The following is a 17517-nucleotide window of genomic DNA, read 5'->3' on the forward strand; positions in this document are numbered from 1 at the left end:
TCATGAAAGTCTTATTTGTTAATAAATTCTTCTTCCCGCATGGTGGTGCAGAAACTGTATTTTTCCAAGAGCGAGAAATGGTACAAGAAGCAGGGTTCCAAGTCATTGATTTTTCGATGAAGCATGAGAAAAATATTCCATCAGAACAATCTGAGTATTTTGTTGAAAATGTTGATTATCATGGCAAGCACTCTATTTTTGATAGCTTAAAAGTCGCTATTAATTTTGTACATAATAAAGATGCTTGTGAACAATTTGAGAAACTTATTAAAGCAGAAAAGCCTGATATTGTGCACTTTCATAATATCTATCATCAAATTACCCCATCGGTAATCAAAGTTGCTCAAAAGCATGGCTGTAAAACGGTATTAACTGCTCATGACTATAAATCTGTATGCCCTAATTACAGCATGTTAGCAGCAGGTGAGAGTATTGATTTAGATTGGATTTCTGGTAGTAATATTAATCTATTTAAATATCAATGGCAGGATGGTTCTTGGCCTCGCAGTATTCTTCTTTCTCTTGAAGCTTTGTATCATCGAGTGATGAAAAGCTATGAAGCTCTAGATGCGTTTATCGCGCCATGTGATTTTATGAAATCGATGATCTTGCGCCAAATTCCATCTGCGAATGTGGAAGTGATTGTTAATGGTATTGATGCTTCGGCTACTGAAGTTGGAGAAGATGGTGGATACTTCTTATTCTGTGGGCGTTTAACTCAGGAAAAAGGCGTTGTAACTTTAGCTGAAGCCCATAAAAAGCTAACAGGTGATACCCCTCTTAAGGTATTAGGTACTGGGCCGATGTTTGATTATCTTAAAGACAATTTTGATAATGTAGAATTATTAGGTTTTCAGACTGGTGAAACTTTAACTAATATTATCAAGAATGCTAAAGCAGTTATTGTTCCTTCTGAATGGAATGAAAATTGTTCAATGTCAGTTCTAGAAGCTATGAGCTATGGTAAACCAGTTATCGGAGCCAATATCGGTGGTATTCCAGAACAGATCCTTGATGGTGAAACGGGTTATCTGTTTAAATCGGGCGATGCTAATGATTTAGCAAGTAAAATGCAGGCTCTTGCTGATAATAGTGAACTGGTTACCGATATGGGACTTAAAGCTCGCTCTCGTCTTCTAGAAAAATATTCTTTAGATGTGCATAAACGTGAATTGATAAAGTTATATCAGTCTCTACTTTCTAAATAATTTTGATAATCATATGTACCTGCAAATGCGTAGGTACTTTATTCTGACGAGAAGAGCTTGTGAATAAATCTATTTTGGTCCTAGGCACCCGAGGTATTCCCAATGTACAAGGTGGGGTTGAATCTCATTGCCAATCGTTATATCCACTCTTAGTTGAGAAATACAACTTGGATATTACTGTTACAGCACGAAAACCCTATGTGCCATATTCTGAAAGTGAGTATTTAGGTGTAAAACTTAAGGCTTTACCTTCGGTTACGAATAAATCATTAGAGGCACCGTTACATTCGTTGTTAGCGGCCTTGTATGCTATTAAAGAAAAAGCCGATATTGTTCATATCCATGCCATTGGCCCGGGTCTAGTTACGCCATTATTAAGATTGTTTGGCAAAAAAGTTGTTTTTACTCATCATAGTCAGAATTATGATCATCAAAAGTGGGGTAAATTAGCTAAGTTTGTTTTACGACTTGGCGAAAGATGTGCTGTTAAATATGCATCTGAAGTTATTGTTATTTCAGACTTTATGCAAAATTTAATGGAAGAAAAGTACGGTCGTAAAGATACACATTTAATCTTTAATGGTGTGCATAAGCCACAGCTTCCTGAGCAGCATAAAATCAATGAGTATTTATCAAAATTTGATCTAGAATCTCGTGATTATGTTGTTGCGGTCGGTCGGTTCTCTCAAGAAAAAGGTCTAGATGTTTTATTGGATGCCTACAAGAAAAGTGGGATTAATAAAAAGCTGGTTCTAGTTGGAGATTGTGATCATCCAACTGAGTATAGTGATGACCTGAAAAAAGTAGCAAAGGAGACTTCTGGCGTTGTTCTAACTGGATTTTTATCTGGTGAAGAACTGCATAGTATTTTCTCTCAGGCAGATACTTTCGTATTACCATCTTTCAGTGAAGGTTTGCCTATTGCCCTGTTAGAAGCCATGTCATTTTCTCTACCTGTTATAGTTAGTGATATCCCCGCTAATAAAGCAGTTCATCTGCCTAATGATCGCTATTTTTCCTGTGGAAATAGTGATGATTTAGCAAAAAAACTGATAGAGTCTGTTGGTCAACCTTTAATATCGTATGATGATTATTTACAAAAATATGACTGGGATCTAATTGCTGAGCAGACTTATAATGTTTTTCAACAGGCCGAGCATGATAAATAAGTACTGGTGAATAGCATGAGTTCTAACAGTAAAATAAGTCACAACCAACAAGGTATTGTTGAACGAGTTCTTTATCATATACCAAATGAAATTTTGGATTCGTTTGATGATACTCAGCGTAATGCAATTGAGGATGCTATTATAGCAAGTAGCCGAACTAGCGAGCATTACATTGACTTTAGGCCTACTTTTGGTCTTGGGAGGTGGCGGTATTATGCTGTTTTTTTGCTTGGGAAAAATCGTCGGATCGAGCAACGACGTGAGAAATCTATAACTACGATTATTAAAGTTATTTCTCTTGTCGTTATACTCGTTTTTCTATTTATGTCTGCTGTATTAACATTGTATTTAATTAAGTCAGCATTAGGTATTGATATTTTTAAAAATTTCTCATTTGGTATTTGGGATTATTTTAAAGCTAATTTCTTACAATAAAATAAAGGCATGCTTACTCACATGCCTTTTTTCTATTTAATATTAAACTCTTGTAATTGATACCATCGGTTTTTATTTTTATTTTCAATAGCTAAACCAATGACAGCTTCGTGTGTTCCTGGTTTAACAAGCCCAACCTCTAATAGGTACTTTCCAGTTTTTATTGTCTTTGGTAATGTAAATGTATTTTTTTGAGTATAAATCGGCGCTGTATCATTTAATTTTTCTGAAGGAAGCCAGTTTGTAACATCATTCTTAGTATCATAATAAGTAATGACTTCACCTTTGCTATTCACAATACGCCAAGTGATAGGGTAGTTGTTATAACTTGGAGCAACACCGACATTTTTCCACTGCGATGAAATTGTAATCGGTGTGTTCTTCTGGAAATCACTGGTTATTTTAATATGTTCTAATACAAATCTATATCCGATTTTAGTCAAAAATTGATTAAGTATCTTTTGATATTTTTTAGGAATAGGATCAGATTTTAGATTCATTAATGATACATGTAATGAAAGTGCTTTATCAAAAGTCTGTTTAACCTTCTTTTCCGTATAGATATTTGGTTGGTTTCCCCACTCTTTCATGGTGTCACAAACTTCAAAGTCTACAGGTGCTTTTTTCCAGCGGGTTAAAAAATAAGGATCAGTTTCATTATTACCATTCCTTTTATTTTTTAAAATATGGTTAAATGTCTCTGGGTAAGCTTGCTGCATATGATTCCAACCTTGACTCCAATCGCCAAAGCAATCTGCTCTCCAACCTAAACCATTTCTTGTTGCATAACCTGTAAAACTATCATTAGTCGTTCCTAAATCTATGGTAAGTGATTTATTAGGGAATGCTTGCTTCATCATTTGGATATATGGTATTAAGTCTTTGTTTGTATATCCTAAATCTTTTAATGTAGATTTTGAATTATCATAAAATGTTCCTAAATGCCACTCACCCCAAGTACCAATAAGTCCAACATCTAGTCGTAGAATGTTAGCGTTATTATTGTAACGATTCCCCATGGCTGTAATGAAATTTTGTAATGACTTTTTAAATTTAGGATCGGTATAATTTACAACGAAACTATTATCGTTTTGACAACCATTTTTAGATTTGGGGTCGATTTGTTGCTTGAGCCAGCAAGGAATACCAAGAATTTTTTTCCCAGCTCTAGGTGAATCTTCATAGTAAGTTTCGTTAAGACCAGCCAGCGTCATGAAGCGGATAACTATCTTCTTATTCAATTTTTTGGCTTCATTTATAGTATCGTCAATCAACTTAAAATTATATTTCCCTTTTTCTGGCTCTAATTCCTCCCAATACCAACGGTAATATACAACTGAAGTTTCAGGGTAACTCGGTATGTTCCAGTCTTTATTATGTCTTATATTAATTGTTTGATGATCTGTAATTCCGATATCAGGATTTGTAATTATCTCATAACTCTCTTTTGGACTGTGTTCGATAGACATTCCATGTGATGTTATTGGAACTAATAAGCTTATAAGAGAAATCGGGATGAAATTTTTATTTAATATTGACATATAAAATCACTTTATCAGTTAACGTAGTAAATCTTAAAACTAACTATCATTATGTATGTGAATAACGTTTATTGCTTTTAGATATAGTATAACCATTTCAATTATACGATTGTTTTTTGAACGTAAATTTTCAAATGATAAATTATTTGCAGTAGTTATGATTATCTGCTTACTATATTTAATAGTGATTTTATAAGATGATAAAACACAACAACATGAAGGAATAAGGTTCAATGACTTTACTCAGTAGATTTACCGATCAGGATTTTTGGCGTATTGGCTTGATTAATGAACATCCACTAGATGTTATCGAAAAAGGCCTTAGTGCATGTAATATTCAGTGGTTTAATTTTACTGATAAAGATTTTGAAGCAGATCCATTTGTTTTTGTGTTTGAAAATAAATCTTATATTGCTTATGAAATCTTTGATTATTCTCACGGAAATGGAAAAATTGAGTGTGTTGATTTTGAGGGAAATCGATACAACTTCTTTGAAGATATCAGCAATATCGTTGGACATAAATCATTTCCTTTCGTCTTTGAAGATGACCATGAGCTATATTGTATTGTTGAAACATCTGATCTCAATGAGATCACTTTGTACAAGTTTGATGGTGTGAAATTTATTAAACAAAAAACGCTATTAAGTGGTTCAAAGTTTATCGATACTTGTATTAAGCGAATTGATGATACATTTTATCTGTTTACATCAACATCAGATAATGCGTTCCAGCAGCAGTTGTATGTATCAGATTCTCTGCTCGGCGACTATACACTGCATCCAAGTTCCCCAATAGCAAATAATAAAGCATTTGGTCGTAATGGCGGACCTATTATTGAGCGTAATGGACAGTATTACCGAGTTTGTCAAAATTGTGAGATTACGTACGGTGGTAGTTTGAAGATTATGAGAATCACAGACATATCAACAACAAGCTATCAAGAAGAGTTTTACAAAGATGTGATGCCTGTAGAACCTTACAGCGATGGCATTCATACCTTGTCATACTGGGGAAATATGACGGTAATTGACTCGAAGAATATTTTAACCAAGTACAGTAATATTTATAGAAAAATAAAATATTTAGCTATGGTTAAGTTAAAAATCGAAAAACCTTTTTTTTAGGTTGATATTTTCAGTTTGGAGCAATATATAGAAGGGAACTGACTCATTTGGTTCCCTTTAATCAATGGTTGCCTGTTAATTAAGGTTTCTATTTAAAGTTATAATTGAATATCCCCGTAATTATTGAAGAAGCTTGATATTTGAAAAATCAGGATCATGTTACTTGTTATTGAAAATCATACTGACTCCTTAGCTGAAATTAAAACTCGAACTATTGATATGATAGATAGTTTTACATTACCGGAATGATGGGTCAGTAGTTATCCAAGAACTATGAAGAAAAGGTAAATTATCTTAATTCACATACAGTAAGCGTAGTGTCGGCTAAGCAGAGAACATCTCGTTAGTGGTTAAATAGATTTAATTATTACCAGCATCCTTCAATATCCTTTCCACCTTTGGTAGCTATGCCAACTCCAGCTGCGTTAAGCGTTAATATACCGCATTTATCATCGGTTTGACCCATGATGGCTTGTGGAGTCGCAATCAGTTTATAATAGTTCATCCCAGTTCCTGTTACATCTACAGAAATATGATAACGTGCGGTATCTGTTTCACAAAAAGCACAAGAATTAGCCGTGATGATAGAATAATTGTAAGAGCCTGTTTGAGTATAGTTATCTTCTAATGTTAGTTGTACTTTTATTAGATCTGCTATCACTTGGCTTCGGTGCCCTTTAAGTACATGAACTTGATAAGAGGGGTATGCAATAGCAGCGATGATACCGAGAATAGCTACAGTAATTATTATATCGATCAGTGTCACGCCTTTTTGATGTTTCATGAATTTTAACCTCACAATTATTCGAGTTAACTCGATATCCTTCTCAATTTATGCCTCTACATTCTGCGGGGGTGATAACATGTGAATCAAGTTGAACTTACTCTATCGGCATGTTTATAAAAGGAATTGAGGTATGACTCGCGAAATGCTATGTCGATTACATTTACGATGCGACATTTATCGGAAAGCTGGCGGATTTACACTACTGGAAATGCTGATCACTATTACGTTAATGGTGATAATCATTGCGGTTGCGACTCCATCATTCAGTTCATATATTGACAGTAATAAAGTAAAGCAATTAGCAACAGAAATGGAATGGGTATTAGTGCTGGCAAAATCAGAAGCAGTGATGCGTAATACCAAACTCAAAGTGCATTTTGTACGAGATGATACCAATGAAACGGTTTATCAAACGGATGGGGCCTGGGTACTTGCCGTGACCGATGAAGCGGCGATAGTGAATAGTATTGCTTCGGCAAAATCTGCGGCTATTGCTTTAGTTGATGGTAAAGATTTCAAATATGTTGCGATTAAATCGAGCAGCACATTTGTTGAACAAACGATTGATCCCGTCCGGGCCACGACCAACAAATTAGGCAATTTTTCTTTTTATAAAGAGTCAGGTAAAGATTTGAAAGTGATTATGAGTCAACGGACAGGACGTATCCGCACGTGTGGCATCAGTGGGGATTATTATAATTATGAAAGATGTAGCTAAGCATTTTACGCGTCAACAAGGTGCTTCATTGGTTGAACTCTTAATTGCTTCCAGTTTGGGTTTAGTGGTACTAGCGAGTGTAACAAGTGTGTTCATTACGGGGCAGAACTTGGCATCAGAGCGCATGAAGCAATTGATGCTAGCACAAGATGTGAATGATGCGATTCGTTTGATTAAATCTGATGTTCAACGTGCCGGTTATAATGCCGAAGGAACAGGTTCATTAATACTATCTGGCGCTGTCTCAACGTTGAATGTACCTGCTTCAAATGACGCCATCAGCTATATTTATGAAGATGAAAATAGCGAGTGGCGAATAGTGAAATTTCGCTTAAGTGCTTCTCAGCCTCAGACCCTTCAAATGTGTGTGGACACCGTTTCAAAAGGATTGACGATGATGCCTGCTGATGCGACATGTGGAAGCGGAACAGTTTCAACATTATTGGATACCTCCCACTTTACGCTCTCTAACTTTACAGTGACACCAACAGTATTGGTGACATCTAGTGCCAATTCGACATTATTGAATATCACTCTGAGTGCGTCTTTGAATCAAAGCCAATATTCAAAGACCGTTTCGGCGACCCTGAAAGCGAGGAATTGGAACTAATGAACAGTCAAAAAGGAATGGCGACATTATTAGTCACAGTGATGCTGGTGGTGGTGTCATTGTTGTTTTCTCTTGCGTCATATAAAAATGTTTTTTATCAGATTAAGCGTACCCAGAATGAGGTTGAAGAGCGCCAATTACATTGGCGTGCTGAAGGCGGTTTAGAATGTGCGATAGCGCTGAATAACCATACACCGCGTTTAGGGGTAACAGGACAACCTTATGATATGTGTGACAGCAATGATTTAACCTTAACGGCTACGTTGCTTACAGGTACTCAGTATCTGATCACATCAACGTTTCAGAAGAATAGAGGCCAAGCCACACTGTATAAAAAGATTAAAACCAACTCTCGTACTACAGGAGCGATACAGGCAATTTCTGATTTGAAATTAGTGGGTTCATATACCATTAAACCGGATGTGGACGGGCCATTGCCTGATGGTAAATTTAAGTGTGTTTCTGTGCGTTATGGCGCAAACTTTTTTGCTAGGGGCTCGATTAAGGTGAATGATCCTGAAACAAATGGGCCATACTCTGGTTTTTCTGGGCAATGTGGAGTGGATTATGCCACGGATACGTACGCTGCTCTTTATACGTGGGATGCTGATATTAACGCACAAGATACGCCGCCAGCTGCTAATGGTTCACTTGAATTAGATTTTGTTAAAGATCTTAACATGAACCCATTTGAAAGCTTTTTTTATAAATCTCGAGATGAAATTGCAGAAGTAAAAAGTGAGTTTACCGTGATTACGGGGTCGGTTGAGGCGGCAGATGAGGTAAATTCAGCAGGGGGAATAGTCACAGCCAAACGGTGTGACAGCAAAATTAAACAAGCTTTTGAAGGAACAGCAGATTCGCCGCCAACAGATAAAGTGTGGGTTGAAGGCAATTGTGATTTAGTGAATGGTGCGGGTTTAAATGGTCTATCTTCTGAGCCGAAAATTCTGGTTGTTGAAAATGGCGTAATGTCAGTGAATGGGGCTGCAGTATTTGATGGTGTCATTTACCATTTATTCAATTTAGGAATCGATCCTACCGCTGATATGACAGCTGCATGGACGGGAGTCACCAGTAATGTGGGTATGCTGCCTGCTGATATGGTGAAAGGCGTCTATTTCCAAAACGGTTCATTTCGACCAAGTGGCGGGTTAGTTTTAGATACTCGAGGCGGGTTATCAATTCTTAATTCTGGATTTGATTTGACATTTGTGGGGGGGCTGAACCCAAATATTCCGCCCAAAAATGTCTATTGGGTTGAGGGATCATGGAATGACATCTAATCATAGAGGCTTTAGTTTACTGGAAGTGCTGATTGCTATGATTGTGTTGGCGATTGGCTTGGTCGGTCTCATGAAACTACAAATTCATATGGAAGTAAAAGCTGAAAACGCATTAAAAACGTTAGATGCACTTCATATAGCAGAAGCTCAAATGGAGTATTACCAAACACGGGTTAGCAATGTTAGTGGAGCAACTGGCCTAATTTCATTTAGTGAATTAGCAGAAGATGATCCTGTAACATCTAAATTAAAGCATTGCCTATCACCAGAATTAACGGTGGGGACAGTTTTTGAGTTAGATTGTAAAGTAGTTAATGCAAGTGCGGGATTGAGTGCTCTATCTTCTGCATTGAAAACAATAGAAGTAAAAGTGAGTTGGTCTGACCGTCATGGAGTCTCTCAAGCAGTAAGTCTTAAGACTGCATTATCCAAATACAGTGAGTTTGATTAAATTAAAGGCAGTGATTTGCTGTGCTAATTGGCAAAAATCACAAAAATGAATAATAAAACCTCGTTCATTTAAAATTATCAAAAAAACTATTGTCAGAGACGAAAATCTACCTATAATGCATCCCTGTTGTCACGACAAAGCACTGAATTAAGAGCGGTTGTGATGATATTGTTCTTTAACAATTTGACCATGCAATCTGTGTGGGCACTCGTGAAATGATTTAGTCTAAAAGATTTAATCAATGAAACTGAGTGACCAATTTGATTCGCTTCTTTATATAAAGAAGGGTATCAGCACAGTCAATTCATTCATCATTTATGATGAATTAACAGTATTCATTGAGCCGTATCGGTAGATACAACAAAACTTTAATTGAAGAGTTTGATCATGGCTCAGATTGAACGCTGGCGGCAGGCCTAACACATGCAAGTCGAGCGGCAGCGACTTAACTGAACCTTCGGGGAACGTTAAGGGCGGCGAGCGGCGGACGGGTGAGTAATGCCTGGGAATATGCCCTGATGTGGGGGATAACTATTGGAAACGATAGCTAATACCGCATAATCTCTTCGGAGCAAAGAGGGGGACCTTCGGGCCTCTCGCGTCAGGATTAGCCCAGGTGGGATTAGCTTGTTGGTGAGGTAATGGCTCACCAAGGCGACGATCCCTAGCTGGTCTGAGAGGATGATCAGCCACACTGGAACTGAGACACGGTCCAGACTCCTACGGGAGGCAGCAGTGGGGAATATTGCACAATGGGGGAAACCCTGATGCAGCCATGCCGCGTGTGTGAAGAAGGCCTTCGGGTTGTAAAGCACTTTCAGTAGGGAGGAAGGTAGTGTAGTTAACACCTGCATTATTTGACGTTACCTACAGAAGAAGCACCGGCTAACTCCGTGCCAGCAGCCGCGGTAATACGGAGGGTGCGAGCGTTAATCGGAATTACTGGGCGTAAAGCGCATGCAGGCGGCCTGTTAAGTCAGATGTGAAAGCCCGGGGCTTAACCTCGGAATTGCATTTGAAACTGGCAGGCTAGAGTCTTGTAGAGGGGGGTAGAATTTCAGGTGTAGCGGTGAAATGCGTAGAGATCTGAAGGAATACCAGTGGCGAAGGCGGCCCCCTGGACAAAGACTGACGCTCAGATGCGAAAGCGTGGGGAGCAAACAGGATTAGATACCCTGGTAGTCCACGCCGTAAACGATGTCTACTTGGAGGTTGTGGCCTTGAGCCGTGGCTTTCGGAGCTAACGCGTTAAGTAGACCGCCTGGGGAGTACGGTCGCAAGATTAAAACTCAAATGAATTGACGGGGGCCCGCACAAGCGGTGGAGCATGTGGTTTAATTCGATGCAACGCGAAGAACCTTACCTACTCTTGACATCCAGAGAAGCTTGAAGAGATTCGAGTGTGCCTTCGGGAACTCTGAGACAGGTGCTGCATGGCTGTCGTCAGCTCGTGTTGTGAAATGTTGGGTTAAGTCCCGCAACGAGCGCAACCCTTATCCTTGTTTGCCAGCACTTCGGGTGGGAACTCCAGGGAGACTGCCGGTGATAAACCGGAGGAAGGTGGGGACGACGTCAAGTCATCATGGCCCTTACGAGTAGGGCTACACACGTGCTACAATGGCATATACAGAGGGCAGCAAGACCGCGAGGTGGAGCGAATCCCAGAAAGTATGTCGTAGTCCGGATCGGAGTCTGCAACTCGACTCCGTGAAGTCGGAATCGCTAGTAATCGTGGATCAGAATGCCACGGTGAATACGTTCCCGGGCCTTGTACACACCGCCCGTCACACCATGGGAGTGGGCTGCACCAGAAGTAGATAGCTTAACCTTCGGGAGGGCGTTTACCACGGTGTGGTTCATGACTGGGGTGAAGTCGTAACAAGGTAGCCCTAGGGGAACCTGGGGCTGGATCACCTCCTTACAAAAAAGACTGCGTTTTACGCAGTGTCCACACAGATTGCTTGGTTAAAATGTAGAGAGCCACTTAATGTTGCCCAATAACATTAAGTACGAACACTGTCCCGTTCGTCTAGAGGCCTAGGACACCGCCCTTTCACGGCGGTAACAGGGGTTCGACTCCCCTACGGGACGCCACGGGTCGTTAGCTCAGTTGGTAGAGCAGTTGACTTTTAATCAATTGGTCGCAGGTTCGAATCCTGCACGACCCACCATCTTCTCCTCGAAGATGTAAAACTTCGGAGGGCGATTAGCTCAGTTGGGAGAGCACCTCCCTTACAAGGAGGGGGTCACTGGTTCGAGCCCGGTATCGCCCACCATTCTTTCTTAGGATAAGAAAGACCCAATTTGGGGCTATAGCTCAGCTGGGAGAGCGCTTCGCTGGCAGCGAAGAGGTCAGCGGTTCGATCCCGCTTAGCTCCACCACTCTCTAATAATTTTCTGCACGGATTCGCAGATTCAATGAAGGTTATACTTCGTTGAATCGCTTTGTCGACTCTGAGAGTTATTAAAAAGTGGTTTTAAACTCTATTTTTAGAGAAAAACACAATGCTCTTTAACAATCTGGAAAGCTGACTAGTAAATTCAATCGAATGATTGATTTATTTTAAGTTTTTATCGAAAGATAAAAACGAGTTCTCAAAACAAACACATTCAAGTGTCTTGTATTTTTTGTCTTCACTTTTTAAAAGTGAAAGCAAATAGTGAGTCCGGCGAAAACATAAAAACCTTGGTTGTTGAGCCATACGAAACCTCTTGGGGTTGTATGGTTAAGTGACTAAGCGTACACGGTGGATGCCTGGGCAGTCAGAGGCGATGAAGGACGTACTAACTTGCGATAAGCGTAGATGAGGCAGTAAGAGCCACTTGAGTCTACGATTTCCGAATGGGGAAACCCAACTGTATAAGCAGTTATCTCAATGTGAATTCATAGCATTGTGAAGCGAACCGGGGGAACTGAAACATCTAAGTACCCCGAGGAAGAGAAATCAACCGAGATTCCGGCAGTAGCGGCGAGCGAAACCGGATTAGCCCTTAAGCTAATCTTGCGTTAGGTGAACATGCTGGAAAGCATGGCAATAAAGGGTGATAGCCCCGTAACCAACAGCGCATTATCAGTGAAATCGAGTAGGACGGGACACGTGTTATCCTGTCTGAATATGGGGGGACCATCCTCCAAGGCTAAATACTCCTGACTGACCGATAGTGTACCAGTACCGTGAGGGAAAGGCGAAAAGTACCCCTGTGAGGGGAGTGAAATAGAACCTGAAACCGTGTACGTACAAGCAGTAGGAGCAGGCTTGTCCTGTGACTGCGTACCTTTTGTATAATGGGTCAGCGACTTAATTTTAGTAGCAAGGTTAACCATCTAGGGGAGCCGTAGGGAAACCGAGTCTTAACTGGGCGTCATAGTTGCTAGGATTAGACCCGAAACCGAGTGATCTAGCCATGGGCAGGTTGAAGATTGAGTAACATCAATTGGAGGACCGAACCGACTAATGTTGAAAAATTAGCGGATGACTTGTGGCTAGGGGTGAAAGGCCAATCAAACTCGGAGATAGCTGGTTCTCCCCGAAAGCTATTTAGGTAGCGCCTCGGACGAATACTACTGGGGGTAGAGCACTGTTAAGGCTAGGGGGTCATCCCGACTTACCAACCCTTTGCAAACTCCGAATACCAGTAAGTACTATCCGGGAGACACACGGCGGGTGCTAACGTCCGTCGTGAAGAGGGAAACAACCCAGACCGCCAGCTAAGGTCCCAAAGTTATAGCTAAGTGGGAAACGATGTGGGAAGGCTCAGACAGCCAGGATGTTGGCTTAGAAGCAGCCATCATTTAAAGAAAGCGTAATAGCTCACTGGTCGAGTCGGCCTGCGCGGAAGATTTAACGGGGCTAAGCTATACACCGAAGCTGCGGCAATGTGCTTATGCACATTGGGTAGGGGAGCGTTCTGTAAGCCGTCGAAGGTGCATTGTAAAGTGTGCTGGAGGTATCAGAAGTGCGAATGCTGACATGAGTAACGACAAAGGGAGTGAAAAACTCCCTCGCCGGAAGACCAAGGGTTCCTGTCCAACGTTAATCGGGGCAGGGTGAGTCGACCCCTAAGGCGAGGCCGAAAGGCGTAGTCGATGGGAAACGGGTTAATATTCCCGTACTTCTTACTATTGCGATGGGGGGACGGAGAAGGCTAGGTGAGCCTGGCGACGGTTGTCCAGGTCCAAGTACGTAGGTGGATGAATTAGGCAAATCCGGTTCATCATTAACACTGAGATACGATGTCGAGCTACTACGGTAGCGAAGTCATTGATGCCATGCTTCCGGGAAAAGCCTCTAAGCTTCAGATAGTAAGAAATCGTACCCCAAACCGACACAGGTGGTCGGGTAGAGAATACCAAGGCGCTTGAGAGAACTCGGGTGAAGGAACTAGGCAAAATGGTACCGTAACTTCGGGAGAAGGTACGCTCTTAACGGTGAAGTCCCTCGCGGATGGAGATGTCGAGAGTCGCAGATACCAGGTGGCTGCAACTGTTTATTAAAAACACAGCACTGTGCAAAATCGAAAGATGACGTATACGGTGTGACGCCTGCCCGGTGCCGGAAGGTTAATTGATGGGGTTAGACGTAAGTCGAAGCTCTTGATCGAAGCCCCGGTAAACGGCGGCCGTAACTATAACGGTCCTAAGGTAGCGAAATTCCTTGTCGGGTAAGTTCCGACCTGCACGAATGGCGTAATGATGGCCACGCTGTCTCCACCCGAGACTCAGTGAAATTGAAATCGCTGTGAAGATGCAGCGTACCCGCGGCTAGACGGAAAGACCCCGTGAACCTTTACTACAGCTTGGCACTGAACATTGACCCTACATGTGTAGGATAGGTGGGAGACTTTGAAACGCAGACGCCAGTTTGCGTGGAGTCGTCCTTGAAATACCACCCTTGTAGTGTTGATGTTCTAACTTGGCCCCATCATCTGGGGTGAGGACAGTGCCTGGTGGGTAGTTTGACTGGGGCGGTCTCCTCCCAAAGAGTAACGGAGGAGCACGAAGGTGGGCTAATCACGGTCGGACATCGTGAGGTTAGTGCAATGGCATAAGCCCGCTTAACTGCGAGAATGACGGTTCGAGCAGGTGCGAAAGCAGGTCATAGTGATCCGGTGGTTCTGTATGGAAGGGCCATCGCTCAACGGATAAAAGGTACTCCGGGGATAACAGGCTGATACCGCCCAAGAGTTCATATCGACGGCGGTGTTTGGCACCTCGATGTCGGCTCATCACATCCTGGGGCTGAAGTCGGTCCCAAGGGTATGGCTGTTCGCCATTTAAAGTGGTACGCGAGCTGGGTTTAGAACGTCGTGAGACAGTTCGGTCCCTATCTGCCGTGGGCGTTGGATGATTGAGAGGGGCTGCTCCTAGTACGAGAGGACCGGAGTGGACGAACCTCTGGTGTTCGGGTTGTGTCGCCAGACGCATTGCCCGGTAGCTAAGTTCGGAATCGATAACCGCTGAAAGCATCTAAGCGGGAAGCGAGCCTCAAGATGAGTCATCCCTGATACTATAAGTATCCTAAAGGGTTGTTGGAGACTACGACGTAGATAGGCAGGGTGTGTAAGCGCTGTGAGGCGTTGAGCTAACCTGTACTAATTGCCCGTGAGGCTTAACCATACAACACCCAAGGGGTTTTATCGGACTCCACAAACACTTGAATGTAAGTTTGAGACCGCGAGAATCGAGTTATCGAGTATCGCGATAGTCAGTTTTTAAGATTGTAACGTTAGGAGTCTCGTATCGAGAAATCTCGACACTCGTAACGAAAAAGAATTTGCTTGGCGACCTTAGCGCTGTGGTACCACCTGAATCCATGCCGAACTCAGAAGTGAAACGCAGCAGCGCCGATGGTAGTGTGGGGTCTCCCCATGTGAGAGTAGGACATCGCCAAGCTTTAATTAAAGTCTGCCGCTGAGCGGTAGAAAATTAAACAGAGCGATAATAGTAAGACTTTGTTTAGTTAAAGAATTTTTCTAGCGACCATAGCACAATGGTACCACCTGAACCCATGCCGAACTCAGAAGTGAAACGTTGTTGCGCCGATGGTAGTGTGGGGTCTCCCCATGTGAGAGTAGGACATTGCTAGATTCTTATTGCGATAAGCTGAATAGACACGCTGCGGAGCGGTAGTTCAGTTGGTTAGAATACCGGCCTGTCACGCCGGGGGTCGCGGGTTCGAGTCCCGTCCGCTCCGCCACTTATTTAAGAAAAGGCCTGATTCGAAAGAGTCAGGCTTTTTTGCTATATGTCGAATCTAAAAACTTCCATTTTTCCAATCTCATTAAACTATTTTACGTCTGATCTTTATCACAAAACCTATTATTAGTCTGATTTAGCCAACTAAATGGCTTAAATAGTCACCTGATTTTCTGTCTTCAAGCGTATGGTGAAAAAGTAACCTATGAAAATATTTCAGGTGTTATAAAGGAGATATGTGATGTTATTTAACCCTCAAAAACATAACTTTCACTATAAAGATCAAGAAACTCAGCAATTAATGCAGAAAGTTATCGATTTCTTTGAAGCTAAAGGACTGAAAAGTATAAAAAAAGATTGGCATGATAAAGTTTGGAATTATGAATTTGTCGATTTTATGAAAGAGAATCAGGTGCTTGCAACGCTAATGACACCTGAAGGATATGGTGATCCATCGGCTCGATGGGATACTTACCGTAATACTAAGTTTGCTGAAATTATTGGTTTTTATGGCATAACTTACTGGTACACCTTTCAAGTATCTATGCTTGGTGTAGCGCCTGTTTGGCTTGGAAGTAATGAGGAACTGAAGCATAAAGCCGCTCAGCTATTACAAGAGGGGCATGTTTGCGCTTTTGGTTTATCGGAAAAAGAACATGGCGCTGATATTTACTCTTCAGAAATGAAATTGGTTGATAAAGGTAATGGATATTTCGAGGGGAGTGGTAGCAAATATTATATCGGAAATGGTAATGAGGCCGGTTTAGTCTCTACCTTTGGTAAGGTTGAAAATAGTGATGATTATGTATTTTTTGTCGTTGACTCTAAGCACCCTCAATACACCTGTGTGAAGAATACAGTCAATGAGCAAATCCATGTGTCAGAATATACGATTAATCACTATCCGATCACTGCTGAGGATATATCTGAGCGAGGACAAAAAGCTTGGGATGATATGCTAAACACAATCAATATTTGTAAATTCAATTTAGGGTTTGCTTCTATTGGTTTATGCGAGCATGCTTTTTATGAAGCAATTAACCATGCTGCTCATCGTAATATTTACGGCAAATATGTTACCGACTTCCCTCATATTCAACGTCTATTTGCGGATGCTTATGCTCGGTTATGTGCTATGAAGCTTTTTTCTGAACGAGCTTGTGATTATATGCGTTCAGCCTCTCAAGATGATCGCCGTTACTTACTGTTTAATCCAATGGTTAAAATGAAAGTAACTTCTCAGGGGGAGGAAGTGATTAACCACTTGTGGGATGTTATAGCAGCAAAAGGATTTGAACAAGAGCCATTTTTTGAAACTGCAGCACATGAGATCCGTATGCTTCCTAAGCTAGAAGGAACTGTGCACGTGAATATGGCGCTTGTTGTGAAGTTTATGCAGAACTATCTGTTTAATCCCAAAGATTACCCTGTTATCCCTCATCGAGATGATGTTGCAAATGATGATTTTCTTTTTAATCAAGGTCCAACTCGAGGGCTAGGAAAGATTCAATTTCATGATTATCAGCAAACTTACGATGCTGTTAAATTAGAGAATGTTGAGATCTTTAAACAGCAAATCGCGGCCTTCAAAGATTATTTATTACACCATTCGCCAAGTCAGGATCAGGCTAGAGATGTTGATTATATCTTGGCGATGGGAGAGTGCTTTACTCTGATTGTTTATGGACACTTAATCTTAGAACGTGCTCAGCACCTTGATACTGAAGATATATTGATCAATGAAATCTTTGATGTTTTAGTTCGAGATATGTCCCATTATGCATTAACGCTCGCAAATAAGCCGTCATCGACCTCAGGTCAATATAGTGCTTTGCGTTTAATGCAGCATAAACCTCATCACGATCAGGAACGTTTTAAAGCATTATGGCAGTCTATTTATAGCTTATCTGGAAGTTATACTGCTCTCGATTAATCTTGTTTCAAGAGCTAAATCTTTCATTATATATGGTTAGACTTAGCTCTTGAGTT

At 41.2% G+C, this 17517-nt stretch carries 11 protein-coding genes, 5 tRNA genes and 4 rRNA genes; 18 read left to right on the top strand and 2 right to left on the bottom strand.

Annotated features, from left to right (window positions below; translation table 11 throughout):
* Positions 1 to 2: 2 nt before the first annotated feature.
* The 3 genes from WAX86_RS03270 to WAX86_RS03280 are packed head-to-tail and all read left to right on the top strand — an operon-like array spanning position 3 to position 2812.
* Entirely contained in the window at positions 3 to 1208 is a 1206-nt protein-coding gene (locus tag WAX86_RS03270) for a glycosyltransferase family 4 protein (RefSeq protein ID WP_341489101.1), read from the top strand.
* A gap of 59 nt (positions 1209 to 1267) precedes the next feature.
* The gene (locus tag WAX86_RS03275) at positions 1268 to 2377 is read left to right on the top strand and encodes a glycosyltransferase family 4 protein (protein ID WP_107183705.1); all 1110 of its coding nucleotides are present in this window, start codon (positions 1268 to 1270) and stop codon (positions 2375 to 2377) included.
* Between the two features lie 15 nt (positions 2378 to 2392).
* Entirely contained in the window at positions 2393 to 2812 is a 420-nt protein-coding gene (locus WAX86_RS03280; protein ID WP_036764348.1) for a hypothetical protein, read from the top strand.
* A 32-nt stretch (positions 2813 to 2844) separates the two neighbouring features.
* On the opposite strand, the gene WAX86_RS03285 is transcribed toward WAX86_RS03280, so the two are convergent.
* A complete protein-coding gene (locus WAX86_RS03285; protein ID WP_109375251.1) occupies positions 2845 to 4353 on the bottom strand; it encodes a DUF4832 domain-containing protein in 1509 nt (502 codons plus the stop codon).
* 233 nt (positions 4354 to 4586) lie between these two features.
* On the opposite strand from WAX86_RS03285, the gene WAX86_RS03290 reads away from it, so the two are divergent.
* Entirely contained in the window at positions 4587 to 5480 is an 894-nt protein-coding gene (locus tag WAX86_RS03290) for a hypothetical protein (RefSeq protein ID WP_005300928.1), read from the top strand.
* A 367-nt stretch (positions 5481 to 5847) separates the two neighbouring features.
* Here the strand turns inward: WAX86_RS03290 and WAX86_RS03295 are convergent, their stop codons facing one another.
* Positions 5848 to 6264, bottom strand: a complete 417-nt coding sequence (locus WAX86_RS03295) for a type IV pilin protein (protein WP_341489102.1) — start codon at positions 6262 to 6264, stop codon at positions 5848 to 5850.
* A 133-nt stretch (positions 6265 to 6397) separates the two neighbouring features.
* Between WAX86_RS03295 and WAX86_RS03300 the strand changes: the two genes are divergently transcribed.
* The 14 genes from WAX86_RS03300 to WAX86_RS03365 all read left to right on the top strand — a co-directional run bounded on the left by WAX86_RS03300 (position 6398) and on the right by WAX86_RS03365 (position 17461).
* On the top strand, positions 6398 to 6985 hold the full coding sequence (locus WAX86_RS03300; RefSeq protein WP_069530847.1) for a Tfp pilus assembly protein FimT/FimU: 588 nt from the start codon (positions 6398 to 6400) through the stop codon (positions 6983 to 6985).
* Positions 6969 to 7595: a PilW family protein gene (locus WAX86_RS03305; protein WP_069530846.1), complete on the top strand. Its 627-nt coding sequence runs from the start codon at positions 6969 to 6971 to the stop codon at positions 7593 to 7595. Before WAX86_RS03300 ends, WAX86_RS03305 begins: the two co-directional genes overlap by 17 nt.
* Entirely contained in the window at positions 7595 to 8881 is a 1287-nt protein-coding gene (locus tag WAX86_RS03310; RefSeq protein WP_341489103.1) for a hypothetical protein, read from the top strand. Before WAX86_RS03305 ends, WAX86_RS03310 begins: the two co-directional genes overlap by 1 nt.
* Positions 8871 to 9332 carry a prepilin-type N-terminal cleavage/methylation domain-containing protein gene (locus WAX86_RS03315; RefSeq protein ID WP_341489104.1) on the top strand — a complete coding sequence of 154 codons (462 nt, stop codon included), beginning with the start codon at positions 8871 to 8873 and terminating at the stop codon, positions 9330 to 9332. Before WAX86_RS03310 ends, WAX86_RS03315 begins: the two co-directional genes overlap by 11 nt.
* Positions 9333 to 9701: 369 nt before the next feature.
* Positions 9702 to 11253: ribosomal RNA gene (locus WAX86_RS03320) — 16S ribosomal RNA — on the top strand.
* A 97-nt stretch (positions 11254 to 11350) separates the two neighbouring features.
* A tRNA-Glu gene (locus WAX86_RS03325) sits at positions 11351 to 11426 on the top strand.
* Between the two features lies 1 nt (position 11427).
* Positions 11428 to 11503 (top strand) — tRNA-Lys (locus tag WAX86_RS03330).
* A gap of 29 nt (positions 11504 to 11532) precedes the next feature.
* Positions 11533 to 11608 (top strand) — tRNA-Val (locus WAX86_RS03335).
* Between the two features lie 30 nt (positions 11609 to 11638).
* Positions 11639 to 11714: transfer RNA gene (locus WAX86_RS03340), tRNA-Ala, on the top strand.
* A 342-nt stretch (positions 11715 to 12056) separates the two neighbouring features.
* Positions 12057 to 14949: ribosomal RNA gene (locus tag WAX86_RS03345) — 23S ribosomal RNA — on the top strand.
* 160 nt (positions 14950 to 15109) lie between these two features.
* A 5S ribosomal RNA gene (rrf, locus tag WAX86_RS03350) occupies positions 15110 to 15225 on the top strand.
* A gap of 79 nt (positions 15226 to 15304) precedes the next feature.
* Positions 15305 to 15420 (top strand): 5S ribosomal RNA (gene rrf / locus WAX86_RS03355).
* Together the 16S, 23S and 5S rRNA genes with 5 tRNA genes alongside form the textbook arrangement of a ribosomal RNA operon.
* 32 nt (positions 15421 to 15452) lie before the next feature.
* Positions 15453 to 15529 (top strand) — tRNA-Asp (locus WAX86_RS03360).
* A 240-nt stretch (positions 15530 to 15769) separates the two neighbouring features.
* Positions 15770 to 17461 (top strand): acyl-CoA dehydrogenase family protein, encoded by a 1692-nt coding sequence (locus tag WAX86_RS03365; RefSeq protein ID WP_341489105.1) that lies wholly within the window; start codon positions 15770 to 15772, stop codon positions 17459 to 17461.
* The last annotated feature ends 56 nt before the right edge of the window (positions 17462 to 17517 follow it).

This window comes from Photobacterium damselae subsp. damselae (assembly GCF_038086725.1).
GTDB classification, from domain to species: domain Bacteria; phylum Pseudomonadota; class Gammaproteobacteria; order Enterobacterales; family Vibrionaceae; genus Photobacterium; species Photobacterium damselae.

Bases quoted from the DNA above. Each gene is read 5' to 3' on its own strand.
- WAX86_RS03270 (WP_341489101.1), top strand. From the start codon at position 3: ATGAAAGTCTTATTTGTTAATAAATTCTTCTTCCCGCATGGTGGTGCA.
- WAX86_RS03300 (WP_069530847.1), top strand. From the start codon at position 6,398: ATGACTCGCGAAATGCTATGTCGATTACATTTACGATGCGACATTTAT.
- WAX86_RS03305 (WP_069530846.1), top strand. From the start codon at position 6,969: ATGAAAGATGTAGCTAAGCATTTTACGCGTCAACAAGGTGCTTCATTG.
- WAX86_RS03310 (WP_341489103.1), top strand. From the start codon at position 7,595: ATGAACAGTCAAAAAGGAATGGCGACATTATTAGTCACAGTGATGCTG.
- WAX86_RS03290 (WP_005300928.1), top strand. From the start codon at position 4,587: ATGACTTTACTCAGTAGATTTACCGATCAGGATTTTTGGCGTATTGGC.
- WAX86_RS03365 (WP_341489105.1), top strand. From the start codon at position 15,770: ATGTTATTTAACCCTCAAAAACATAACTTTCACTATAAAGATCAAGAA.
- WAX86_RS03280 (WP_036764348.1), top strand. From the start codon at position 2,393: ATGAGTTCTAACAGTAAAATAAGTCACAACCAACAAGGTATTGTTGAA.
- WAX86_RS03315 (WP_341489104.1), top strand. From the start codon at position 8,871: ATGACATCTAATCATAGAGGCTTTAGTTTACTGGAAGTGCTGATTGCT.
- WAX86_RS03295 (WP_341489102.1), bottom strand. From the start codon at position 6,264: ATGAAACATCAAAAAGGCGTGACACTGATCGATATAATAATTACTGTA.
- WAX86_RS03285 (WP_109375251.1), bottom strand. From the start codon at position 4,353: ATGTCAATATTAAATAAAAATTTCATCCCGATTTCTCTTATAAGCTTA.